This window comes from Veillonella criceti (genome assembly GCF_900460315.1).
Lineage (GTDB): Bacteria > Bacillota > Negativicutes > Veillonellales > Veillonellaceae > Veillonella_A > Veillonella_A criceti.
The window spans coordinates 1081489-1105368 of record NZ_UHIO01000001.1; the positions used below are offsets into that span (position 1 = coordinate 1081489).

Below are 23880 nucleotides of genomic sequence, written 5' to 3' on the forward strand. Positions count from 1 at the left end.
CCTTGTGAAACAAATGCTTCACCAAACTCCCTACTACGCAGGCTCTTCAATAAGCTTGCGGTTCTTCCACTTACCACTGTGCCAACGCCATACAAAAATAATCGCGCGCACACCTTCATCAATGGCCATAGCAATCCAAATACCGATTAAGCCCCAACCTAGCCATATACCTAGGACATAGGACAAATTAACAGCACAGAGCCACATACCAAAGATTCCTACAATCATTGGCGTCCGGATATCACCGGCAGCCTGCAAACATTGTACCATAATAATATTCACAGAGCGACCAATTTCTAAAAAGATTTCAATAAACAAGATTGTTTTACCTAAGGATATAATTTCCTGATCCGATGTAAAGAAAGCAAATATATAATCACTTAATAGGTAAAACGTAGTCGATAAACCCACACTTATTGCCATACCTAGCCACATCGTATGCCATACCCGCGACGATATTTCATTCTCCCGATTAGCCCCTACTAAGAACCCTACAATAATCTGGGCTGCATTAGCCAGCGCGATCGTATACATGTAGCAAAACATAGAAATAATATAGGCATATACTTTTGTATTAATAACTACAATCCCAAAGATATTAACCATCTTCATAATCGTGGTCTGCGACAATTGGTAGGATAAGGTTTCACCACCTGATGGCACCCCAATATGAAGGAGTCGTTTCAAAGTTTCTTTCGGGAATGGTTTCAGATAGGCCCAAGATAATTTCACAGATAATTGGGTACGGAATAAATAATAAATAAGTGCTAACCCAATTCCTTTACTTACAGCCGTAGAAACGGAAACACCTAATACACCTAGAGACGGGATTGGCCCCCAACCATAGATTAATACTAAATTACTTAAAATATGGATTACGTTCATTACAAAAGCTACACACATAGTAATGATTGGTAACGAAAAACCTCTAAATGTAGCTACAAACGCTGTATAAATACCTGTAATAGGAATACTACAAGCCACTATTGTCATATACAAACTTGTGTCATCCATAATTTCATCAGGTACACCCAACCATTGAAATAAAGTCCTATGAGCCACCAAAATAAACGCTGCGGCACAAGAGCTAAACACAAAATTAAAAGCAATGCTTACGGTTGTTACTTCATTAATTTTATCGGGATTTTTCGCCCCTAAATACTGGGCAATTAAAATTGTGCTTGCTGTACTCATAACAATAATCAGCATGATAAAAATGTTCATAATCTGATTCGCATTCGCTACAGCCGCAACGGCTTCTTGGGAATAATGACTCATCATAAACTGGTCAATATTACCAATCAGCATTTGTAAGAAAATTTCGATAAAAATTGGCCAGCTTAATGAAACGACCGATAAGCTGGCGCTCTTTTTAAAGGATTTCATGCATCAACCTCAACTTTTAATTCTCACCCTTTACTTCTCAATCACTACATGCTTTATATCTCAAGCCTTGCTTGATTAGATTTTACTAAGTGCTTCGTGATCAATTAAACACTGCCAATCGGCTACAAGTTTATATTTTGCATTAGCCTGTGCTACGTCCCAATTTTCACCTTCTGGGAACCAATTGCCAGGCATGCAGCCACTTTTAGCAAAATTAATAGCAAACCCTAGCTTACGCACTTCTTTAGCAGCCCACCAAGCACCAATCGCATCACGACCTACTAAAAATAAATTCTCTACATGGGTAGCTTCTAACCAATGAGCAATCTCATCCCAATATTCACGAGGAACTACACTTTCACTCAAACACTCTTGTAAACTTTTACGTGCTGCCTCCAAAGTTTCTGGGGTTAACTCCGTCATTGTTGTCTCTCCTATTTATGAAAGTAAAGCGCCCAACTCATTGGCTAGGCGCCCTATGACACTACTATAAAGTTGCAAACGCTTCCTCTGCAACAGCTAATGTTTTCTCAATATCCTGAGGCGAATGCATAGCAGACATGAAATTGCTTTCATACTGACTTGGTGCATAATAAATGCCATGACTTAAATTATAATGGAAGAACTTTTTAAAGGCTTCCATATCACAAGCCGATGCATCATCAAAGTTTAATACTGGCTTATCACTAAAGAATAAAGTAAACATAGAGCCCACCGATTGTACTTGTACGGGAATATTATACTTAGCAGCCCGTTCACGTAAGCCTTCGCAAAGCATATCTGTAGCTTGTTCAATACGTTTAAATACCGTTGGATCTTGCTGTAAAATACTAAGAGTTGCAAGGCCAGCCGTCATGGCAATCGGATTACCACTCAATGTACCAGCTTGATAAATTGGGCCTGCTGGCGCTACATGATTCATGATTTCACGAGAGCCCCCAAATACAGCCATTGGTAAGCCACCGCCTACAATTTTACCTAAACAAGTTAAATCAGGCTTAATACCATATTTTTTCTGAGCTCCACCAGAACTTGCTCTAAAGCCACACATAACTTCATCAAAAATGAGTAATGCGCCATGAGCCGTCGTAAGTTCACGCAATGTTTCCAAAAAGCCCGGTACTGGTGGCACACAGCCCATATTGCCAGCCACTGGTTCTACGATAACGGCTGCAATAGCATGACCTTCTTTTTGGAATAAATCACGAATCGCTTCAATGTCATTATAAGGCACTGTCAATGTATCAGCAGCCACGCCAGCCGGTACGCCAGGACTATCAGGCACACCAAAGGTTGCAAGGCCTGAACCGGCTTTTACTAATAAACAATCACTATGACCGTGATAACAGCCAATAAATTTTACAATCTTATCACGCCCCGTGTAGCCACGAGCAACACGTAACGCACTCATAGTCGATTCTGTGCCAGAGTTAACCATGCGCACCATTTCCATATGAGGCATAAAAGCTTGAATTTTCTTCGCCACTTCTGTTTCTAATAAGGTAGGTGCCCCATAACTAGTACCACGAAGTACGGCTTCTTGCAAGGCTGCCACTACTTCTGATTTAGCATGACCTAAAATCATAGGTCCCCAAGATAACACATAATCAATGTACTCATTGCCATCAATATCATAAATACGATCACCAGCCGCTGAACTAATAAAAGGTGGTTCAGAGCCTACACTACGATAGGAACGGACCGGACTATTAACACCGCCCGGCATATAAGCCTTTGCCTCAAGAAAGGCTTGCTTCGATTTTTCTAACGTATACATAATTCTCTCCTTATGGTATTAACAACAGTGTATCTTATCGCAACCAACGCGCTACATCAAGAGCATGGTATGTAATAATAATCTTAGCGCCAGCACGTTTCATAGATAATAAAGTTTCTAATACAATTCGCTTTTCATCAACTAAGCCCTGAGCGGCTGCCGCTTTAACCATAGCGTATTCACCACTTACATTATATACAGCTAATGGATAGTCAAAGTTATCGCGAGCTTCCCGCACAATATCTAAATAGGAAAGAGCTGGTTTAATCATAATAATGTCAGCCCCTTCACAAATATCGCGTTCAATCATACGCAAAGATTCTAAACGGTTCGCTGGATCCATCTGATAGCTTTTACGGTCACCAAATTCAGGGGCTGAATGAACAGCATCACGGAATGGACCATAATATGCACTGGCGTATTTAGAGGCATAACTCATAATGGATACATTATTAAACCCAGCTTCATCCAAGCTTTGACGTAAATAGGCAATATGTCCATCCATCATATCAGACGGTGCTACCATCTGTGCCCCTGCTTTTGCTTGACTAACAGCGACTTTACCTAATAAAGGCAACGTTTCATCATTTAAAATTTCATGGTGATCAATCATACCACAATGACCACTGGACGTATATTGGCATAAGCATACATCACCAACTACAATTAATTCAGGTACTTCTTTACGAATCGCCGCGATCGCTTGTTGTACAGGTTGCTCCATATCCCAAGCAGATGAACCTTGTTCATCTTTATAAGTAGGAATACCAAATATTTCAACACCTAAAATCCCAAGTTCATGAGCTTCTTTGGCCATTTTAACAGCTTCATCAACAGATAAATGATATTGTCCAGGTAACGATGGGATCTCTTCTTTAACACCAGTCCCTGGCACAACAAATAATGGATAAATCATATCCTCTACTTGAAGTGTTGTTTCTTGTACTAACGCACGCATAGCTGGTGTTGTCCGCAAACGGCGCGGACGATAAGTTAAGTCTACCATAAATCCTCGTCTCCTTTATTTTAATACTACCTACTATTGTAGTACGAATTTACCAATAAGGCTACCTCTGATTAAGAAGTAGCCTCAGTATCATATTAATTATTGTTCGCTGCATCAGCTTGAATCATCGCTACCATAGCTGGAATAGTAAAAGTATCGCTAATTAAATCTGGCTCAATACCCTGTTCCACACAAGTGGCTGCTGTAATCGGTCCAATACAAGTGACCTTAGCTTTTTTAAGTAACTCTTTACCCTCTTCACCTAATAGTTTCAACGTATTAGTTACCGTTGAAGAGCTAGTAAAGGTAATGTAATCTACTGTATCAGACTGTAAAGCCTCTTGTAAGGTAACTGCTTGAGATTCATCTACCAAGGTCTCATATAAGCGAGCTACCGTCACATCAATGCCGCCTTCAGTTAGCCCATTATAAATCACTTTGCGCGCTACTTTAGGTTGAATAAGTAAAACTTTATCCCCTTCCTTTAGTATGGGGCGCAAAGCTTTAACAACGGATTCGCCTTTATAATCGGCTGGTACAATATCCGCCAACAAGCCTTTATCGTGCAAGGCTTTAGCAGTAGCACTGCCAATCGCACACAATTTAGCCTGTCCTAACACACGACTATCTTTCCCCATAGTTTGTAAAGCTTTAAAGAAATAACGTACCCCTTCTGCGGAAGTAAAAATAACAGTCTTAAAACTATGGGCCTGTAATAAAACATCTTCCGTTTTTTTCTCTAATGGTAACGCCTGTGTCTTAATAGCCGCCGCTTCAATCACATTAGCGCCTAATGCTTCTAATTGTTCACTTAAAACACTCGCCTTAGAACGAGCGCGTGTCACCATAATCGTTTTACCAAATAATGGCTTGTTATCAAACCACCGTAAGGACTCACGCAAATTAACTACGTCCCCCACGGTAATAATAGATGGCGGTTTAATCCCTGCTTTTTTGACATCATCAGCCACTGTTTCCAATGTAGAAATAAGCGTTTCTTGAATTGGTTTGGTGCCCCAACGAATAACAGCTACCGGTGTGTCCTTAGGACGACCATATTCCATAAGTTTCTGAGAAATCATAGGTAAATTACCAATGCCCATAACAAAGCTAATCGTATCAACTGAGGTGGCAAGCCCTTCCCAATTAATACCAGACTCATTTTTAGTTGGATCTTCATGCCCCGTTACAATAGCAAAGGATGTCGCCATAGCTCGTTGAGTAACCGGAATGCCTGCATACGCGGGCGCTGAAATACCAGAGGTAACACCTGGTACAAACTCAAAAGGTACGCCTGCTTTAACGAGTTCAAGCGCTTCTTCGCCACCACGCCCAAAAATAAGTGGGTCGCCACCTTTAAGGCGTGCTACAATTTTACCTTCTTTGCCAAATTTCACAAGCAATTCGTTAATTTCATATTGATGTAGCGTATGATGCTTACATTGCTTTCCTGCATAAATCAATTCTGCATCAGGCCGTGCCCAACGAAGCAAATGTTCATCAGCTAAATAGTCATATACAATTACATCGGCCTTTTCTATGCACTCACGGCCCTTTACAGTAATTAATTTATAGTCCCCTGGTCCTGCACCAATTAAATATACGATACCGGTCATTGCAAAATTCCCTCCTGAACTAACTCTTCAATAATATGTTTGCCCCCTTCTTCGAAGAGTGCTTTTGCTAAATTACGACCAATAATCTCTGCCGTTTGTTTAGGGCCTGTCATTTCCCCTTCGTAACAATTTTTACCATCTAAGGATGCAATAATAGCTTTTAAGGTTAATTGTCCTTTATGAATCGTACCATGTACTCCCATTGGTACCTGACAGCCCCCTTGCAACTGCCGTAAAAAGCTTCGTTCCCCGCGCGTACACCACATAGTGTTTTCATCATTAAGCTTAGCTAGCATGGCTAACATTTCTTCGTCATCACTGCGGCATTCAATAGCTAATGCCCCTTGACCGACAGCTGGAATTAACTCATCCGCTGTAAATACCTGTGTAATTTGATCCGCTAACCCCAATCGTTTAAGGCCGGCTTGTGCTAACACGATAGCATCAAAATTTTCATCTTCCAATTTACGTAAACGAGTCTGTACATTCCCTCGTAGTACATTAATCTGTAAATCAGGACGATGGTGCAATAATTGTGCTTGTCGACGTAAACTACTCGTTCCCACTTTGGCGCCCTGGGGCAATTTATCTAAGGTCTTATATTTTGGTGAAACAAGGGCATCACAAGGCACCTCTCGTTTCGTAATAGCCCCTAGCGTAAGTCCCGCTGGTAAATCAGTCGGCATATCTTTCAAGCTATGAACTGCAATATCAATTGAGCCTTCACGCATTGACGCTTCCAATTCTTCAGTGAATAACCCTTTACCACCAATTTCAGCTAATGGCTTTTCTAAAATGCGATCCCCTTTAGTGCTATGATGCACCAGTTCAACCTGACAGCCAGGAAATAAACGTTGTAATTCTGCCCCTACAAATTCAGCTTGCCACAAAGCTAAGGCACTACTTCGTGTACCAATACGGATTACGTCTCTCATAAGGATTTTCTCTCCTTTGCTAGGTCAAACATATCATGGAATAATTTCCAGTATTCATTCTCTTCGTCTTTACCGGCCACTTCACCAAAACGAATCATCGGATCACGCAACAATTTGCGGACAATCATACGACTCATATTATCCATAATCTTGCGCAATCTATCATCAGCATCTGGCAATTTAGCTAACGCTCTATGTAGTTCACGCTTACGAATGCGTTCGGCTTTATCACTTAATAACACCATCATCGGCCGTACCGACAAATAACCTAATTTTTCTTCTAATTCTTCAATGGCTTCAGAAATAATTGGTTTCGCTTTTTCTGCTTCTAATTCACGCTGATGTTTATTCGCTTCTACTACACTTTCTAAAGAGTCAATATTAAACAAATATACGTCTTTAATATCTGAAACGTCTGGATCAATATCACGTGGTACGGCAATATCAATCATCACAATTGGATTTCCCTTACGATTAGCCGCAATCTTGGCCGCTTCTTCAGGTCCAATAATATAATGAGGCGCTCCTGTAGACGTAATTAAAATATCGGCTTCTTTGGCTTGCTCAATAAACTTGTCAAATTGAATCGCTTCCCCACCAAAGCGTTTAGCCAATAATTCGGCTTTATGATATGTGCGGTTTGATACAAAAATACTTTTTACCCCTTTAGATTGCAAATGAGTGGCTGTTAATTCACTCATTTCACCAGCGCCCAGAACAAGAACCTTGGCCTCAGCCATAGGCTTAGTCAAGCAGTCTTCAGCTAGATTAACAGCGGCATAACTTACCGATACCGGTGTATTGGCAATCCCTGTTTGGGTACGTACTTTCTTCCCTACACTAATGGCTCGTTGAAATATAATATTAAAAATTGGACCTGTCAAGCCACGACTATAGGCTGTAATATAAGCAACTTTTAATTGACTTAAAATTTGCCCTTCACCTAGCACTAGTGAATCAAGACTAGAAGCTACATTAAATAAATGAGCTAACAAATCACGGCCTTCGTAGACAAAGAACCAATCATCTTCAATATGCATATCTTCACAGCCTTTTAAATGCTGTAATAAATGAAGCATAAATTCTTTGGGTTTCGCTACATCGTCTAATACGGCATATAATTCAGTACGATTACAAGTTGATAACAGTACACACTCGGCTACTTGTTCATGTTCGTACACATGATTTAAAGCATCCCCCACTTCAGATTTATCAAAGGAAAACACTTCACGCACGTTAACGGGTGCGCTTCTATGGTTTAATCCTAATACTACTAATTGCATTGTTTAGTATCTCCTCCACACGTTTCCATTTACCATCTATAATCATCGCCAACTGTTCCTCACCAAGGTAGGTCTGCCAGAATGTTTCACGCTCTGCTGGCGTTGGTAACAATTGTCGTACTTCTCGTCGTAACTTCTTAAATGCAGGCAATATGTCTGCCACAGGTTTATATCGTTTTAGTAAATCTTGTTTCATTAAACGACTTAGGCGTGGACTCACACGGCCCGTAAAAATCGCAAATTGTAAATCACCTATATCTACACTAGCAGGGAAGGTAAAATCACAATCATCTCGATTATCCGCCCGATTGACTAATGCCCCAAAACTTCTGGCTCGCTGCGCTACCTGCTCATTTAGTTGACTATCACTAGTCGCCAATAACACAAAATCAGCCTCTAAATCCACTGTTTCTGAATAAGGCTGCGGGTGCCAAATAATTTGTCCGGAATTGGCTAACGCCTCAATCTCAGGCGTTACCCTAGGACTTACTACGGTAATCTTAGCTTGCTCGGCTAAAAATAAAGCGATTCGCCGAGCCGCTACTGGGCCTCCACCGATAACGACACAGCGTTTCCCGGCTAAGCGTAGCGCCATTGTAATCATGTCATCCTCGCTTCCTATAGAGGTACATAATCCATATAATGATTCACTGCTAACCAATGATTCACTGCTAACATGGATAGGTAAAACCCTATAAGCTATGAATATTTTTCATAAGTTCCTCATACCAAAAACGGCTTGATATAAGATCAAGCCGATTGATACGCCATATGCAATATACACTTATTTTTGGGAGTCTGCCTCCGTCTGATTACCCTCAGACTCGGATTGGACTTCCTCGCTCTCACTATCGGCTGCTTCAGCAGCTGCATTAGCATCAAGAACCACTTGATCAACGCCAGCATTGTCATGAATAGTCGAATTATCTTCTGCTACCGCAGCCAATACTTCATCAATATCAACGGATTCTACCGGTACTGAACTATCACCAAGTACACAACCTTCTAACATCTGTAATTGAGAATTCAAAATAGATTCCATACGGGCTTTAAATACAGCCACTTCATTACGAATAATAGAATATTTTTCTTGACCTTCTCGCAAGCTACGTTCTGCCTCTTCTAAAATCTGTTTACGCTGTTGTTCTGCTTCCTGAATAATAAGGTCCGCTTCTTTACGAGCTGCATTTTTAACATTTTCACCCGTCTCTTGTGCTAATACTAATGTATTATTCATAGTCGCTTCCATCTGTTCGTATTGGGCAATGCGTTTTTCCAACTGCTCAATTTTGTCTGTCATTTCACGATTATCACGATAAAGTGTTTCATAGTCATGAACTAATTCAGCCATAAACGCATTAACAGCATCCTTATCATACCCACGAAAGCCTGTTTCAAACTCTTTATTGTGAATATCCATTGGTGTAATCATAGCTTACCTCCTATTACATGAAACGTTTGAGATAGACCCCAATACGTCCTTTACGAGATGTGCCTGTGATGGCCTCAATCTTCATCCGTCCACGACCACGAAGAGATATAATATCTCCTTCTTTCACTTCTTGCGCTGGCCCCTTAGCAGGCTGCCAATTAACTTGAACTAAACCTGCATTAATAGAGCTAACTACTTTAGTGCGAGATACACTAAAGCCAGATGATGCGACAGCATCTAAACGCAATGAAGCTACCGTAGTGCGTATTTCTTTAATTTTTTCTTCTTTTGGCTGAATCTCAGCTAACTCCATATCCTCTACCGATACGGATACCATGGCGATTTTAGTAAAATTTTGTTTTACATACTCAGCCATAGCTGAATCAACAATCAACTGAGCCCCACCAGTTTGCATGATAATATCACCAAAACTAGTACGCTCAACACCCAAACCCATGAGCGAGCCCAACACATCACGATGTGTTAACAATCGGAACCGCGGATCCCAGGATACCTTTAAGGCGCTAACGCCTAAATCAACGGTACCTTGAAAATCTTCCGCTACAAATGCAACCCGTATGCGCTCGGCTCCTTCATAGCCACCACCAAATTCTACACGCAATTGCGGTAGATTGGCTTTAATCGCATCTGCAATGATAAGTCCTGCAGGCGACATAAATTCTGTCACGCGAAATGGCTTACCGGCCACCACTTGTTCTGCTAAATCAAGCATGCGTCGTGCTTCTTCACCATTACCAGATGCTTCAAAATAACGAATTAATTTTTCTTTATCTTTCACAAATCCTCCTTTATTTCTTGCTTAACTCAAAGGAGCGTTCATAACAAGCTACTACGCCTTCTTGCATGGCCGTACGAAGACCCACTTTTTCCATAGCTGCAATACCAGCAATTGTTGTGCCTCCTGGCGAAGTCACCTGATCTCTTAAAATAGCGGGATGAGTCCCCGTTTCAAGAGCCATTTTACCAGCGCCAAACAACGTATAGGCCGCTGCTTTAATCGCCAACGAACGTGTTAAGCCAAGGCGTACACCAGCATCAGCCAAAGCATCCATAATCACAAAGGCATAGCCCGGCCCAGACCCAGAAACCGCTGTCAATCGTTCAAGATCAGCCTCTGAAACAACAACAGCTTCCCCAATAGCTCCAAATAGCTTAGTAAAAGCTTCCGTAGCTTCATCGGTCCCTTTAGTTCCTACAGATACGGCCGTTAAACCAGCGCCTACAGCTACCGGTGTATTTGGCATAGCTCGATACCAAGAGGCTTGTGGCAACGCTGTTTCTAGGGTAGCTAAATTAATACCCGCAGCTACAGACAAACAAGTTGTACCCGCTGGAATAGCTTGAAATTGCGGAACAACTTGAGGCCAAACTTGTGGTTTGACAGCCCAAATAATCGTATTAAGTTTGCTCAAATTAGGCATCTCAACACTGGCATTTACACCTAATTCAGTTCGCAAAGCATGTGCACTAGCCTCTGTTCTAACAAGCACCTGTACTTGTTTTGGTTCCAGTAAACCGGCCTGCAAGGCGCCACGCAATATAGCGCCTCCCATGGCTCCGGCTCCCACGAATAGAATCTGTCCTAACATACTAGCTCCTATTAAATTTGTGGTTCTTTCCAAGCAAATTGTTCCGACAAATCATTATAGCTCTTATCGTTATAATCAACAGTTACATTAACAGGCACACAAATGAAAATATCTTTCCCAATCTTTTCTAATTTGCCATCCAACGCAAAAGTTGCACCACTTACGAAGTCTACAATACGAGCCGCTTCATGAGCATCAGTTTTTTCAAAATTGATAACTACAGGACGCATATCACGAAGTTCATTCGTAATTTTTTCAGAATCTTCAAATACAGTTGGTTCAACAATTACTACTTTCATTGCATTAGGACGCTGTGCCACGGTGTTATATCCTCCTGTTTTTGCTGGACGAAATGCGGAACTGGTAGAATTAGTTTGAGGGGCTTGTTGTGCCGGCTCATCATAATCGGGACCTAAGTTCTCTTCATATTCTTCTTCATCATAATCGGCCGCGTTGGTTGTAAAAAACATATTTTTAATGCTATTCCAATTTAAGCTCATTTATAAACCCTCCTACATTGCGCTAAGCTATTAATTATATACTCGGTTACCAAAAATTGCGGTGCCAACGCGAATCATATTCGCGCCTTCTCCTAAAGCCACTTCAAAGTCATGGGTCATCCCCATCGATAAATAGGAAATCTGTCCGTCTGGGAATTGAGATTTCATATCTTCATAAAGTGCATGGGCTACTCGAAAAATAGGACGAGCTTCTTCCGGATTTTCAAAAAAAGGCGCCATACACATCAACCCTCTTACTCTGACATTTGGCAATGTCTTCGCATAATCGCGCACTTCTGGAAAGTCTTCCACCGTCAACCCCGATTTACTTGCTTCTCGCGCCACATTAACCTGTAATAAAATATCTTGCACTTTATTACATTTTGTGGCTACTTTATTTATTTCATCTAGTAGCTTTTTGCTATCAACAGAGTGTATCAAGGAAAATAGTGGCACTGCTTGCCGAACCTTATTCACTTGTAAATGGCCGATTAAATGCCATTCTAGTTCTGGTCCGTTATAGGTCAAAATCTTTTCCTTTGCTTCTTGTACGCGGTTCTCACCCACTGTCAGAACCCCTAATTGAGCCACCGTTTCCACCGCTGTCACAGGATGGTTTTTAGTCACTGCTATGAGCGTCACTGAGTCTGTTCGACCAGCTTGTGCCATAGCTTCTTGCATACGCTTTTGCACAGCTTCTAACGCATCTTTTATCATAGCCTACCCCCTATATGCACCAGCTAACACTTGTCAGTGCATGTCAAAAAATTACTTTCATGCGATAATATTATATAATACTTTAGATAAAATGCCAATGAAAATATGAGAAACACTGTATATATTACGGTTATTTTTAAGCTATTTTCATTTATTTTCATCTACGCTCAGTCAACATAGCAAACAGAGCCATACGCCCCGTTTTCCCATATTCTCGGCGATAGGAATAGCAAGCTGGTGCTGTCATACTATCTGTAGCAGATACAGTAATCTGCTGTAAAGGCACGCCTAGATAGCGTAAATCTTGTACTATAAATTGTTGTAGGTTAACTCTTGGCGTTTGAATTCCTTTGTCCGCTCGATATCGATACCCTACAATTTGATCTGGAATACGTGAGGCTTTTCTAAATGTATCCGCCAACTCTTCACTCACTTCAAAGGACGTATATTGAATCGATGGTCCCAAATAAATATAGCATTCTTCCGGCTTTGTACCATAAGCATTTCCCATAGCTTCCAAGGTAAGTACTGGTACATGCCCAATAGTCCCACGCCAGCCAGCATGAATCACCGCCATTGCATGATGATTTGGATCATACACTAACACTGGCACACAATCAGCAACCAGCAAGAGTAACGGCACACCAATTAGATTCGTAAACAAAGCATCACTATCAGGAATTGCTTTATCCATCTGAAATGCGCCCGCTCCCACCTTATCTTGCGTCACTTCTGAAATTTGAACACCATGAACTTGCTGAGCACACGTTAACATTTCAGGTCCTACCCGCAAATGCTTAGCTAATCGCCTACGATTTTCCCATACACCTTCTATATCATCGCCTACATGAAGGCCCAGATTAAAAGAGTCAAATGGCTTTTTAGAAACGCCTCCAAAGCGACGCGTGACACCATGCATAAGAGGAAATCCAGTGAGTGCCGTAGCGGCTTCAAATTCAAAAGGTCGACCGGGAAAGCCGCCCCCTTCACGAATTACCGTTCTATTCTGTCGTGCCATACGTTTCACCTCATCCCACACAAACGCCACAACGCTTACAGCCAACCTGACAAGGCGCTGTATAAACTTCTGTCAAACTACGCCTCCATTCCGCCGCTAAATATCCATCGGCTAATTGCATATCTAACATATCCCACGGCAATGGATCTTCGAGCCCTCGTTCCGTATATAAAGCACCTTCCATGTCATAATGAAACTCGCTACAAGCTCGTTTAAATTGTTTAGGTCCACCCGCTTCAACCGCAGCTAAGATTATATCTCCTAACCGACGATCACCACGAGCCAGCACTCCTTGAATATATGCTTCTTTGGGCGATTCAACGAGGACTTCAATACGACGATTTTTACTTAATGCTTTTTTAATCGTATTCAATTTCTTAGTCACTTCTTTTTGATGAGCCATAGGCATCCATTGGAATGGCGTAAAAGGCTTAGGAATAAAAGGGTTTATACTTAGAGTTAACCGTCCTTTACAGCCCGCTTCTTGCATATAACTATACACGTCCTCAGCCATGCTTACTATGGACAATATATCCTCATCAGTTTCCGTAGGTAAGCCTACCATAATATATAAGCGAATGTGAGGAATTCCTGCTTTAGCCGCCAATTTCACAGCCTTTGCCATATCCTCATTAGAGATTCCTTTATTAATAACACGACGCAACCGGTCACTACCAGCTTCTGGCGCAATGGTAATTGTTTGCTGTCCACTAGCGGCTAAGCCATCAACAACAGCTTGTGTTAATGAGTCCGCTCGGAGTGAAGCACACGAATAACGAAGCCCTTTAGAACGAATATAAGTTACTAGTTCATCAATATCTGGATAATCCGAAATTGCGGCCCCCATAAGCCCCACCTTTTTATTCAAAGCAGCCGCTCTGTCAACACCTTCTTTCAGAAGATCAAGGCGACGAACTCGAGGTGTGCGGTAACAATAACCAGCCATACAAAAACGACAATGTCGTCCACAACCGCGAGCTACCTCTACAATATACATAGCGCCAAATTCCGTAAAATCAGTAACAATAACTGTTTCCCCCACAGTATCAAGAGATTTCCAATGACGTGTTACCTTAGGCACATCATTGGCTTGTGTTTCAGAAAATGTGTATCCCACAAATTGCCCCGCTTCATCAAATTGCGGTTCATATAGAGCCGGCACATACACACCACCTACTTTACTTAAAGCTATTAAAATATCTGACCGTAGCCACTGTTCATTACGCCCCTGTTCAATCACATCTAATACACGAGAAACCAGTTCTTCCCCTTCACCAATAATAAAGGCATCGATAAAATCTGATATAGGTTCTGGATTAAAAGTAGCGCAAGGGCCACCGGCAATAACAATCGGATCACGTTCAATGCGATGGATTCGTTTTACCGGCACACGACCTAATTTTAAAAGCACGGGAATATTGAAATAATCCATTTCAAACGTAATGTCAATGCCAATAACATCACACTCATTTAAAGGGCGCTGTGTTTCTACACTCATCAATGGTAACCGATGCTTTTCATAATCACGCAATTCAGAATTAGGTGGTAAAAAATAGCGTTCACCACAGCTACTTTCTCTTTGATTGACTTCTTCATAAATAATTTGTAATCCCAAATTACTCATACCTACAAAATATGTATTTGGGTATACTAACCCCACTTTAAATGGTTTGTGAGGATTGCTTTCAATTCGACTTACTTCTTTCGCTCGAAGCGATTGTAAGCCATTTAATATATCATTTCTTGTCACGGCACAACCTCCTTGAGCAATCAACATCTTAATTATTAATTATAACACGAAACCCTAATATAGATAAATATAGATAAATATAGATAAATATAAATAATATAGCTCAACACAGATGAACACGAGTGAATATAGATCAATGCAGATGAACACAGATTTGTACAGAGAAACTAAAAAGAGCACTCTCCAAACCTGTAAGAATGCTCTTTAATACTCATGATTATCAATATGTTATTTTATAAAACTCATCTATGTGAACGGCCAAAGACGGAAATATATATATGTATTCAGCTATGCTTATTCAGCCAAGGCTGCTTTAATCGCTTCTTCCATAGCTGCTGGTTCTTCCGTCGGTTCAAAACGACCAATAACGTCTCCTTTACGATTAATCAAGAATTTCGTAAAGTTCCATTTAATAGAATCATCGCCTAAAAATTCAGGGAATTTTTCTTGCAAGAAATTATTCATAAAATCAGCTTTTTCCCCTTTAAACCCCTTAAAGCCCTGTTGCCCAGTTAGATACTTGAATAAAGGAATTTCACCAGCACCTCGAACTACAGCTTTACCCATTACAGGGAATGTTACACCATAATTTAATTTACAAAAACTCTGAACTTCTTCATTAGAGCCTGGCTCTTGCTCTAAAAATTCATTAGCTGGCACAGCAATCACAGAGAACCCTTGCTCCTTATATTCTTTATATAAAGCTTCTAGGCCTTCATATTGTGGTGTAAAACCACATTTACTAGCTGTATTAGCAATCACTAACACCTGACCTTCAAACTCTTTTAAACTAACTTCTTTACCTGCTTTATCTAATACACTGTAATCATATACACTCATGATAGAATCTCCTTTATTATTGCCAATAAATTTTTATCAAAAAAACTAGAAGAATCTAGTAATTTACGTCTTAATACATATACTTCCTAATCGATGTTTCGAGTGTTACCGGTTATCTCTCTTTCGATGATTTAATTGTACACAATATTTTAGTTGTTGTCAACTATATTTTACACAATCTAATTATCTAAAATCTTCAAAAAATAAAACAGAATTTTAATTTTAACAACGTACAACAAAAAAGCCATTCAGTCACAACTCGTGGTTTCTCAACGCCCAACGAATTATAACTAAATGGCCTTTATTATAACCCTTACTATTAAATATCCCTACAATTAAATCCCCCATAAATTAAGTGTACACTCAATTTATATGTTAACTTAATGAATTAACCATCCCCTTTTCTGTAGACGTTTCACCTTGTAGCGCTTGGTCGACTACAATAGAACGTTTACTAACTAATGTACATATACCAAACGTTACAGCACATACAATCCACTCTAAGTAAATAACATGAGGCACAATGCGAATAGCTGGCATTATGTTCCACAAAACCAATGTTACTACAGCCGCTACTAATGTATAAAAAGCCCCTATGCGACTACAATACTTAGGCGCAAATAATGTCATCAACACGATAACAGCAAACGCGGCCATTAAGCTTAACCCCTGCATCAAAGTAGCAATAATTCCGCTAATTGTTAAGGCAAAGGTAAATGTCAATAAACCCATCGCCACAATAGCAACACGAGTAATCAATGTATATTGCTCATCCGTTACATTTGGATTGATGAAACGCTTATAAATATCTTGCGAGAATAAAGTACCAGAGCTTAACAATAAATTGCAAGCTGTACTTACATCTGCCGCCCATAAAGCCGCCAAGGTTACACCTGCTAGCAACGGATGCAAAGAAACAATCAATTTAGGCAATGCTAACGCTGGTGATAAGTTTGGATATAATTCAGCAGCAATAACGCCTAAATAAGCACTTACGAAGCCAATAGGAAGCATAACTAAACCACCAAGAATAAAACCTTTACGGGCTACACCAACTGTTTTGGCGCCAAGGGAAATTTGAATAATGCTCTGTAGTGATAAATTCACCGTAATCAAAGTAACAATCCAAGTTAAAATAGTGAGTCCCCCTACCCCTTCAACTAGATCAAACATATGAGGCATAGGCGCTTGTGCTTCTACTGCAGCAGTGCCCCCCATTAAATGAACAGCCATATAAGCAGCCGCAGCAATGCCAATATATTTAAGCGTAACATTTAATAAATTAGAAATGCTGGCTGACCACATACCACCCATCATAGTTACCCCAATAAAAACGACAGCGCTCATAATCATACCCGTTGTCACTGTAAATACTTCTGGCAATAAAGCAGCTAAAATAGTGCCCCCAGCCACATACTGTAAACTCATAACACAAAGTTGCACTAAAATTTGGATGACAATGCCTGCAATACGACTTTTCTTGTCATAATAGCGTTCTAACATCTCAGGCACTGTCGTAATTTGCAACCGGCGATACCGTTTAGCAACCGTAAGTCCCATGACGATTGCGCCAAGCCCCCAAGCTGCCGTATACCAGCCTGCAGAAATCCCTTTCATATAAGCTTGTTCAGCTACACCAATGGTGGATGCCCCACCTACCGCGAGTCCTACAATGGACACAGTTATTAACGGTGTTGTCATTCGCCGTCCAGCCAATACATAGTTTTCTGCTTTCCCTGTTGTTAAACGACGCGATGCTAAGGAAATTACAAAGAGCAATACCACGTACAGCCCCACAATCACAGTTGAAATAGTCATTTTTTCGCTCCTTTCGCTGTGGTGATTGGGGCTTATCACCGGCTCGTCCGCCTTTTTAACTACACTCTCTTCACTCTCAAAATATGAAATAAAAAATCGCCCCTCTAAAAAGGGACGATGACGAATCGCGGTACCACCCTCATTGACGATTTTGGATAATAAAAAAAGAGCGTAGCACCAAGGGACGGAAAATCCGCGGTACCACCCTCATTATCTCGAATCGACCAACTCATAGTTCTTCTAACGACAACCACGCCGGCTCAGCCTACTCTCATTCAGCTTTGCAGTTCAGAAAGGAACTTCACACTATACTCATCACCGTTTTACACCAACCAACGGCTCTCTGCGCATGCCATATAGAGCTACTTTCTTTCATCATCACTTTTATCTGTGCTCAGCACATTTAAGATTGAACTCATTATACGAAAAACATTTGTCCATGTCAAGTGCAAATTTTAAAATAATCAAAAACACCGCCCAAGGTAATCCTCAAGCGGTGTCTCATCAAATTTTAACAACTATATGCTTATAATTGTTTCCTTACATCACGAAATTAGCCTTCGATGATTTCAGTAACAACACCAGCGCCTACTGTGTGGCCACCTTCGCGGATAGCGAAACGAAGACCAGCTTCGATAGCGATTGGTGTGATTAATTCGATGCTCATAGTGATGTTATCACCAGGCATACACATTTCAGTACCTTCTGGAAGTTCGATAACGCCCGTTACGTCTGTTGTACGGAAGTAGAACTGTGGACGGTAGTTGGAGAAGAATGGAGTATGACGGCCACCTTCTTCTTTAGTCAATACGTAAACTTCACCTTTGAATTTAGTGTGTGGGTGAATGGAACCTGGTTTAGCCAATACTTGACCACGTTCGATGTCTTTGCGGTCTACACCACGAAGAAGAGCACCAACGTTGTCACCAGCTACTGCAGAGTCCAATGTTTTACGGAACATTTCAAGACCTGTTACAACATAGCTTTCAGCTTTTTCTTTCAAGCCAACGATTTCAACAGTGTCGCCTACTTTAACTTCGCCACGTTCAACACGGCCAGTTGCTACAGTACCACGACCAGTGATTGTGAAAACGTCTTCCACTGGCATCAAGAAAGTTTTGTCAGTGTCACGTTCTGGAGTTGGGATGTAGGAATCAACAGCGTCCATCAATTCTTTAATTTTAGCTACGTATTTTTCGTCGCCTTCTAAAGCTTTTAAAGCGGAACCTACAACGATTGGCACATCGTCGCCAGGGAATTCATACGTGGAAAGAAGTTCACGAACTTCCATTTCTACTAATTCGATTAATTCTTCATCGTCAACCATGTCAGCTTTGTTCAAGAATACAACGATAGCTGGTACACCTACCTGACGAGCAAGAAGGATGTGTTCACGAGTCTGAGCCATAGGGCCGTCAGTAGCAGCGATAACTAAGATAGCGCCGTCCATCTGAGCAGCACCAGTGATCATGTTTTTAACATAGTCAGCATGGCCTGGGCAGTCAACGTGTGCATAGTGACGAGTTTCAGTTTCATATTCAACGTGAGAAGTGTTGATTGTAATACCACGTTCACGTTCTTCTGGAGCTTTGTCGATCATGCTGTAATCTTGGAAATCTGCTTTCCCTTCTTCAGCTAATACTTTAGTGATTGCTGCCGTAAGAGTTGTTTTACCATGGTCAACGTGACCGATAGTACCGATATTAACATGTGGTTTAGTACGTTCAAATTTTGCTTTTGCCATTGAAGTAATGAGCCTCCTTCACAAAAATAAAAACCTATATACGCTCATTATACTCCGTATCGATTTTGTTTGTCTACTTTTTTATAAAAATGAGTAATAATGCATATAAAAAGAGGGCTATATCGCCCAAATGAATAAAATTCACCATTCGATACAACCCTCTTAAAGTTTAGTTACCATAATTTTGTTTAAATGTTTGTAATTTATAGAAACACCATAACAGGCCAAACCAAACTGGCGTAAAGAGAAGCGCAATTAAGGTTTCCTCATTAAATGCTAACGATACTAACACAAACGCATAAAAAGCTAAAATAATGTAATTCATAGCTGGATACAAAGGCATTTTAAATGGATTCACCTTCACTTGTTCTGGATGTAACTTCCGATATTTCATATGGCATACTAAAATAATTGCCCAAATGAAAATAAAGCAGAATGTTGATACGCTAGTAATAATGATAAATACATTTTCAGGCATAATATATTGCATAATAACCGCCATAAAAATGACTAATGCGGAAAATACTACTGCATTAACCGGTACCTGATTGGAACGCAAACGGAACATACGGCGTGGCGCATTGCCTTCGCGAGCCAATGTATATACCATGCGACTCGTACTAAAAAGCCCGCTATTACAAGCTGAAGCAGCCGATGTTAACACAATAAAATTAACAATCGCCGCCGCTGCCACAATACCAGCTGCTTTAAATACTTGCACAAAAGGACTAGCTGTCGGATTAACGGCTGTCCAAGGATAGATACTCATAATAATAGCTAAAGCACCTACATAGAAAATAATAATGCGAATTGGAATATTATTAATCGCCTGTGGAATTACCTTTTTAGGATTCTCTGTTTCCCCAGCCGTCAAACCAACTAATTCAATGCCTGTAAAAGCAAATACAACCATTTGAAAGGACAGTGCAAAGCCTTCCCAACCATTGGGGAACCATCCCCCATGAGACCACAAATTAGCAAAACCAACAGCCCCTACATCTGTTTGATACCCAATAAATATAAGATATAAGCCACCCATAATAAGTCCTAAAATGGCAATGACTTTAATCAAAGCAAACCAAAATTCTAATTCCCCAAAAATCTTAACGGCCATCAAATTAGAAGCAAATAAGATCAATAGAATGCATAGGCTGGGTATCCATGGTTCCACATTAGGAATCCAATATTGTATATACACTCCAGCGGCCGTGACGTCAGCCATAGCCAAAGATACCCAACAAAACCAGTATGTCCACCCCGTAATAAAGGCGGCACCAGGTCCTAAATATTCATGTACAAAATCCACAAACGAATGGTTATCAGTATTAGATAACAAAAGCTCCCCTAAAGCACGCATCATAAAAAAAGAAATAAGTCCTGTTATGATGTATGCTAATAAAATGGATGGACCAGCCAAATGGATGGATCGACCAGATCCTAAAAACAAACCCGTCCCTATAGCGCCCCCTATCGCTAACAATTGTACGTGACGGTTTTTTAGCCCTCTAGCTAACTCCTTTTTCTCTGACATACAAATGTATACCTCCTAAACACTAAAAAAACTAAAAAAATAACTCACATTTAAAATGTGAGTATCTGATAATTTAATGGTGGCGGCACACGGATTTGAACCGCGGACACACCGGGTATGAACCGATTGCTCTAGCCAACTGAGCTATGCCGCCATGTGTATATGGAGCTAGTGACCGGGATTGAACCGGTGACCTTATCCTTACCAAGGATACGCTCTGCCGACTGAGCTACACCAGCATACGTATTTAAAAGAATGGTTGCGGGGACAGGACTTGAACCTGCGACCTTCGGGTTATGAGCCCGACGAGCTACCAACTGCTCCACCCCGCGATGAATGGTGGAGGGAGAAGGATTCGAACCTTCGAAGTCGAAGACGGCAGATTTACAGTCTGCTCCCTTTGGCCGCTCGGGAATCCCTCCACGAATAAAAATGGAGCTGGCGATAGGAATTGAACCCACAACCTGCTGATTACAAGTCAGCTGCTCTACCGATTGAGCTACGCCAGCGTACCACGACAAGGAATATTATACATATTCCTGAACATCTTGTCAATAGATTTTTTTCAGCTCAGTTTGACAATCTGTTCGCTAACACATCCAGTGCGTTAGTGCTTTATTATAATAGCATAGACATAATAATTGTGCAAGTACTTTTTTCATAAAATTCAAAAATTTTTTCAAAGAGTTAAAAATAGCTCTGCATACAGTATTAATCAACTATACACAGAGCCTGTTTTATTCATTTTAAAATACGAAGAAATAAATTAACGCAACAGCGGCCACAGCAAATCGATAGTATGCAAATCCAGCCAAAGACGATTTATTTAAGAATTTTAAGAACCATACAATGGACAAGTACGCAAATACAAAGGCTGTTACGAAACCAATGAAGAACATAATAAAGTCGGACCAATACAATTGGTCAATGATTTTTAATAAGTCATATATACAAGCAATCAACATAATAGGTACTGCCATAATAAAGGAGAAATCAGCAGCAGCCTTGCGACTCACCCCTAAAATTAGGCCCCCTGCAATTGTTGAGCCAGATCGCGAAAAACCGGGCCATAAAGATAATACTTGAAATAAACCAATCAATAAGCATTGGTACATGGTCAAACGCTCTACATTATGCGTAGTAATTGGGCGGTGATACTTTTCAGCGAATAGCATGAACAAGCCACCAATAATTAAACCAATAATAACTGTACCCGGTGAAAAGAGATTGTTTTTAATAAACGAATGTCCTAAATAGCCAATTCCCATAGCCGGTAACATACCAAAAAAGATATGAGCTAACGATAACCCATCATTGCGAATCCAATTCTCACGACGCAACATAGTCATAAACTTTTCTCTATAATAAATAAATACAGAAAGAATCGCACCTAACTGGATAAACACTTCAAATACGCTAGCACGTTCCCCTGTAAAGCCTAAAAAATCTCCCACTAAAATCATATGACCCGTACTTGATACCGGTAAAAATTCAGTGGCCCCTTCTACAATACCTAGTATAAAGGCAATAATATTTTGATCCATTATGTCACCTCAGTTACCAATCTGCTAGTTAACTTCGTGGTTCTTATATAAACCACATACACTAATATAACACTGTAACGTATATAACACTAACATAGCGCTATAACTCATTCATTATAGACGTTTTAGTCGAATTTCACAACGCTAATTTCTATGTAATCGTTAAAAATTTAAAATTTGTTTAAGTTTTCGCTGGTTTTATTATACTTTACCTTCTTTAAACGTAAATATTGTAATTTCACGTGGACAATTATAACGAACGGGGAACCAATGACCTGTCCCCTTATTCACATAGCCATACTTCCATGAATCACGGTACATACCTTTATAATACGGTGTGCCTACTGGCACTAATGGCGTATCCCCCACTACAATTTGACCACCATGAGTGTGTCCCGAAAGCGTTACAGGAATATCATGGGCAAAAGCGTTTTCAATAAAGTCAGGATGATGTGCTAATAAAATAACAAAGGCTTCAGAAGGCACATTAGCTAAGGCTTCTTGTAAGTATACTTCCCGTTGTTTGCCGCTACGATCAAAAGAGTACTCTACCCCCGCCAAATAGACAGGCCAAGAACCACCACTTAAACGCAACGATGAATTACGATGCATACGCATAGAAATTTTACTAAATGCCTCTAGTACAAGGGGTAAATTTTTAAAATACTCATGGTTACCTAAAATATAATCAATACCATCTGGAATTTTAGGAAACAATTCTTCTAATCGCCCACATAAAGGATTTAACCAATCCAGTTCATCAATTAAATCGCCTGTAATTACCAAACGATCTGGCTTTTCAGCCAACACGGCTTCCGTAATTTTATCAAAATCATGTAAATCAACAAAAGGACCAATATGGACATCACTAATTTGGGCTAATTTATAGCCTTTTAAATACTCAGGTAAACTACGGAATACTAAATCAATATGATTGATTTCTAATTCTTTAGAGCCTTCATAAGCTCTTACTACGCCACCGCCAGCAGTTACTGCAGGAACGGCCCATAACGCATTCCGTAAAAATGTACGCCGGCTCGCCTGTTCGGCCTCCGTAGTTTTATGCGCACGCCAATTAACCGCAGCCACGACTAATGCGAGTGGAATCATAATCGCAAAACAAACGCCCAGACCTAATAATAACCCATATGAACCAACCGTCCAATGTTTCCAAAAACCATATAAAGCGGTATCAAATATTTGAACTTGTGCCATCTGATAATACGTGGCCCCAGCAATAGCTATGATTTGTACAATTACTAATCCCCAAAACCATAACGCACGCCTTGCTACTTTAGTTAATCGTACAATTAAATACGAATTCACAAATACAATAAGGAACACTATTGTTCCTGCAATAATTTTAAACATAA

The 23880-nt window shown here is 40.5% G+C and carries 21 protein-coding genes, 5 tRNA genes and 1 other annotated feature; all 26 genes read right to left on the reverse strand.

Annotated elements, in window-relative coordinates:
- Positions 1-33: 33 nt before the first annotated feature.
- Complete coding sequence (locus DYE54_RS04885) at positions 34-1386, reverse strand: MATE family efflux transporter (RefSeq protein ID WP_115310187.1); 1353 nt, start codon at positions 1384-1386, stop codon at positions 34-36.
- Between the two features lie 75 nt (positions 1387-1461).
- On the reverse strand, positions 1462-1809 hold the full coding sequence (locus DYE54_RS04890; RefSeq protein WP_115310188.1) for a hypothetical protein: 348 nt from the start codon (positions 1807-1809) through the stop codon (positions 1462-1464).
- A 64-nt stretch (positions 1810-1873) separates the two neighbouring features.
- Positions 1874-3163, reverse strand: a complete 1290-nt coding sequence (gene hemL, locus DYE54_RS04895) for a glutamate-1-semialdehyde 2,1-aminomutase (protein ID WP_115310189.1) — start codon at positions 3161-3163, stop codon at positions 1874-1876.
- Between the two features lie 34 nt (positions 3164-3197).
- On the reverse strand, positions 3198-4169 hold the full coding sequence (gene hemB, locus DYE54_RS04900; protein ID WP_115310190.1) for a porphobilinogen synthase: 972 nt from the start codon (positions 4167-4169) through the stop codon (positions 3198-3200).
- A gap of 95 nt (positions 4170-4264) precedes the next feature.
- Entirely contained in the window at positions 4265-5785 is a 1521-nt protein-coding gene (gene cobA / locus DYE54_RS04905) for a uroporphyrinogen-III C-methyltransferase (protein ID WP_115310191.1), read from the reverse strand.
- Positions 5782-6720 (reverse strand): hydroxymethylbilane synthase, encoded by a 939-nt coding sequence (gene hemC, locus DYE54_RS04910; RefSeq protein WP_115310192.1) that lies wholly within the window; start codon positions 6718-6720, stop codon positions 5782-5784. The genes cobA and hemC overlap by 4 nt, the downstream gene beginning before the upstream one ends.
- Complete coding sequence (gene hemA, locus DYE54_RS04915) at positions 6717-8003, reverse strand: glutamyl-tRNA reductase (protein WP_115310193.1); 1287 nt, start codon at positions 8001-8003, stop codon at positions 6717-6719. Before hemA ends, hemC begins: the two co-directional genes overlap by 4 nt.
- On the reverse strand, positions 7972-8607 hold the full coding sequence (locus tag DYE54_RS04920; protein WP_115310194.1) for a precorrin-2 dehydrogenase/sirohydrochlorin ferrochelatase family protein: 636 nt from the start codon (positions 8605-8607) through the stop codon (positions 7972-7974). The genes hemA and DYE54_RS04920 overlap by 32 nt, the downstream gene beginning before the upstream one ends.
- Before the next feature lie 180 nt (positions 8608-8787).
- Positions 8788-9435, reverse strand: a complete 648-nt coding sequence (locus tag DYE54_RS04925; RefSeq protein WP_115310195.1) for a DivIVA domain-containing protein — start codon at positions 9433-9435, stop codon at positions 8788-8790.
- Positions 9436-9448: 13 nt separating this feature from the next.
- Positions 9449-10234 (reverse strand): YlmH family RNA-binding protein, encoded by a 786-nt coding sequence (locus tag DYE54_RS04930; protein ID WP_115310196.1) that lies wholly within the window; start codon positions 10232-10234, stop codon positions 9449-9451.
- Positions 10235-10244: 10 nt separating this feature from the next.
- Positions 10245-11045 (reverse strand): pyrroline-5-carboxylate reductase, encoded by an 801-nt coding sequence (gene proC, locus DYE54_RS04935; protein WP_115310197.1) that lies wholly within the window; start codon positions 11043-11045, stop codon positions 10245-10247.
- 11 nt (positions 11046-11056) lie between these two features.
- Complete coding sequence (locus DYE54_RS04940; RefSeq protein ID WP_115310198.1) at positions 11057-11545, reverse strand: cell division protein SepF; 489 nt, start codon at positions 11543-11545, stop codon at positions 11057-11059.
- Between the two features lie 30 nt (positions 11546-11575).
- Positions 11576-12262 carry a YggS family pyridoxal phosphate-dependent enzyme gene (locus DYE54_RS04945; protein WP_115310199.1) on the reverse strand — a complete coding sequence of 229 codons (687 nt, stop codon included), beginning with the start codon at positions 12260-12262 and terminating at the stop codon, positions 11576-11578.
- 157 nt (positions 12263-12419) lie between these two features.
- Complete coding sequence (gene pgeF / locus DYE54_RS04950; RefSeq protein ID WP_115310200.1) at positions 12420-13280, reverse strand: peptidoglycan editing factor PgeF; 861 nt, start codon at positions 13278-13280, stop codon at positions 12420-12422.
- Between the two features lie 10 nt (positions 13281-13290).
- Positions 13291-15030 (reverse strand): radical SAM protein, encoded by a 1740-nt coding sequence (locus DYE54_RS04955; protein ID WP_115310201.1) that lies wholly within the window; start codon positions 15028-15030, stop codon positions 13291-13293.
- Positions 15031-15324: 294 nt separating this feature from the next.
- Complete coding sequence (locus tag DYE54_RS04960) at positions 15325-15870, reverse strand: glutathione peroxidase (RefSeq protein WP_115310202.1); 546 nt, start codon at positions 15868-15870, stop codon at positions 15325-15327.
- Positions 15871-16245: 375 nt separating this feature from the next.
- Positions 16246-17688, reverse strand: coding sequence for a sodium:solute symporter family protein (locus DYE54_RS04965; RefSeq protein ID WP_115310203.1), 1443 nt, complete (start codon positions 17686-17688; stop codon positions 16246-16248).
- Positions 17689-17865: 177 nt separating this feature from the next.
- Positions 17866-18076: a binding site (T-box leader), on the reverse strand.
- 165 nt (positions 18077-18241) lie between these two features.
- Positions 18242-19432 carry an elongation factor Tu gene (tuf, locus tag DYE54_RS04970; RefSeq protein WP_115310204.1) on the reverse strand — a complete coding sequence of 397 codons (1191 nt, stop codon included), beginning with the start codon at positions 19430-19432 and terminating at the stop codon, positions 18242-18244.
- Positions 19433-19601: 169 nt separating this feature from the next.
- On the reverse strand, positions 19602-20963 hold the full coding sequence (locus DYE54_RS04975) for an amino acid permease (RefSeq protein WP_115310205.1): 1362 nt from the start codon (positions 20961-20963) through the stop codon (positions 19602-19604).
- Between the two features lie 77 nt (positions 20964-21040).
- Positions 21041-21117, reverse strand: a tRNA-Met gene (locus DYE54_RS04980).
- A 9-nt stretch (positions 21118-21126) separates the two neighbouring features.
- A tRNA-Thr gene (locus tag DYE54_RS04985) sits at positions 21127-21202 on the reverse strand.
- Between the two features lie 17 nt (positions 21203-21219).
- Positions 21220-21295: transfer RNA gene (locus tag DYE54_RS04990), tRNA-Met, on the reverse strand.
- Positions 21296-21300: 5 nt separating this feature from the next.
- Positions 21301-21385 (reverse strand) — tRNA-Tyr (locus DYE54_RS04995).
- Positions 21386-21396: 11 nt separating this feature from the next.
- Positions 21397-21472, reverse strand: a tRNA-Thr gene (locus DYE54_RS05000).
- A gap of 237 nt (positions 21473-21709) precedes the next feature.
- Positions 21710-22507, reverse strand: coding sequence for an undecaprenyl-diphosphate phosphatase (locus tag DYE54_RS05005; RefSeq protein WP_115310206.1), 798 nt, complete (start codon positions 22505-22507; stop codon positions 21710-21712).
- A 201-nt stretch (positions 22508-22708) separates the two neighbouring features.
- Positions 22709-23878 carry a metallophosphoesterase gene (locus DYE54_RS05010; protein ID WP_115310207.1) on the reverse strand — a complete coding sequence of 390 codons (1170 nt, stop codon included), beginning with the start codon at positions 23876-23878 and terminating at the stop codon, positions 22709-22711.
- Between the last annotated feature and the right edge of the window lie 2 nt (positions 23879-23880).

Bases quoted from the DNA above. Each gene is read 5' to 3' on its own strand.
- DYE54_RS04885 (WP_115310187.1), bottom strand. From the start codon at position 1,386: ATGAAATCCTTTAAAAAGAGCGCCAGCTTATCGGTCGTTTCATTAAGC.
- DYE54_RS04890 (WP_115310188.1), bottom strand. From the start codon at position 1,809: ATGACGGAGTTAACCCCAGAAACTTTGGAGGCAGCACGTAAAAGTTTA.
- hemL (WP_115310189.1), bottom strand. From the start codon at position 3,163: ATGTATACGTTAGAAAAATCGAAGCAAGCCTTTCTTGAGGCAAAGGCT.
- hemB (WP_115310190.1), bottom strand. From the start codon at position 4,169: ATGGTAGACTTAACTTATCGTCCGCGCCGTTTGCGGACAACACCAGCT.
- cobA (WP_115310191.1), bottom strand. From the start codon at position 5,785: ATGACCGGTATCGTATATTTAATTGGTGCAGGACCAGGGGACTATAAA.
- hemC (WP_115310192.1), bottom strand. From the start codon at position 6,720: ATGAGAGACGTAATCCGTATTGGTACACGAAGTAGTGCCTTAGCTTTG.
- hemA (WP_115310193.1), bottom strand. From the start codon at position 8,003: ATGCAATTAGTAGTATTAGGATTAAACCATAGAAGCGCACCCGTTAAC.
- DYE54_RS04920 (WP_115310194.1), bottom strand. From the start codon at position 8,607: ATGATTACAATGGCGCTACGCTTAGCCGGGAAACGCTGTGTCGTTATC.
- DYE54_RS04925 (WP_115310195.1), bottom strand. From the start codon at position 9,435: ATGATTACACCAATGGATATTCACAATAAAGAGTTTGAAACAGGCTTT.
- proC (WP_115310197.1), bottom strand. From the start codon at position 11,045: ATGTTAGGACAGATTCTATTCGTGGGAGCCGGAGCCATGGGAGGCGCT.
- DYE54_RS04940 (WP_115310198.1), bottom strand. From the start codon at position 11,545: ATGAGCTTAAATTGGAATAGCATTAAAAATATGTTTTTTACAACCAAC.
- DYE54_RS04945 (WP_115310199.1), bottom strand. From the start codon at position 12,262: ATGATAAAAGATGCGTTAGAAGCTGTGCAAAAGCGTATGCAAGAAGCT.
- pgeF (WP_115310200.1), bottom strand. From the start codon at position 13,280: ATGGCACGACAGAATAGAACGGTAATTCGTGAAGGGGGCGGCTTTCCC.
- DYE54_RS04960 (WP_115310202.1), bottom strand. From the start codon at position 15,870: ATGAGTGTATATGATTACAGTGTATTAGATAAAGCAGGTAAAGAAGTT.
- DYE54_RS04965 (WP_115310203.1), bottom strand. From the start codon at position 17,688: ATGACTATTTCAACTGTGATTGTGGGGCTGTACGTGGTATTGCTCTTT.
- tuf (WP_115310204.1), bottom strand. From the start codon at position 19,432: ATGGCAAAAGCAAAATTTGAACGTACTAAACCACATGTTAATATCGGT.
- DYE54_RS04975 (WP_115310205.1), bottom strand. From the start codon at position 20,963: ATGTCAGAGAAAAAGGAGTTAGCTAGAGGGCTAAAAAACCGTCACGTA.
- DYE54_RS05005 (WP_115310206.1), bottom strand. From the start codon at position 22,507: ATGGATCAAAATATTATTGCCTTTATACTAGGTATTGTAGAAGGGGCC.
- DYE54_RS05010 (WP_115310207.1), bottom strand. From the start codon at position 23,878: ATGTTTAAAATTATTGCAGGAACAATAGTGTTCCTTATTGTATTTGTG.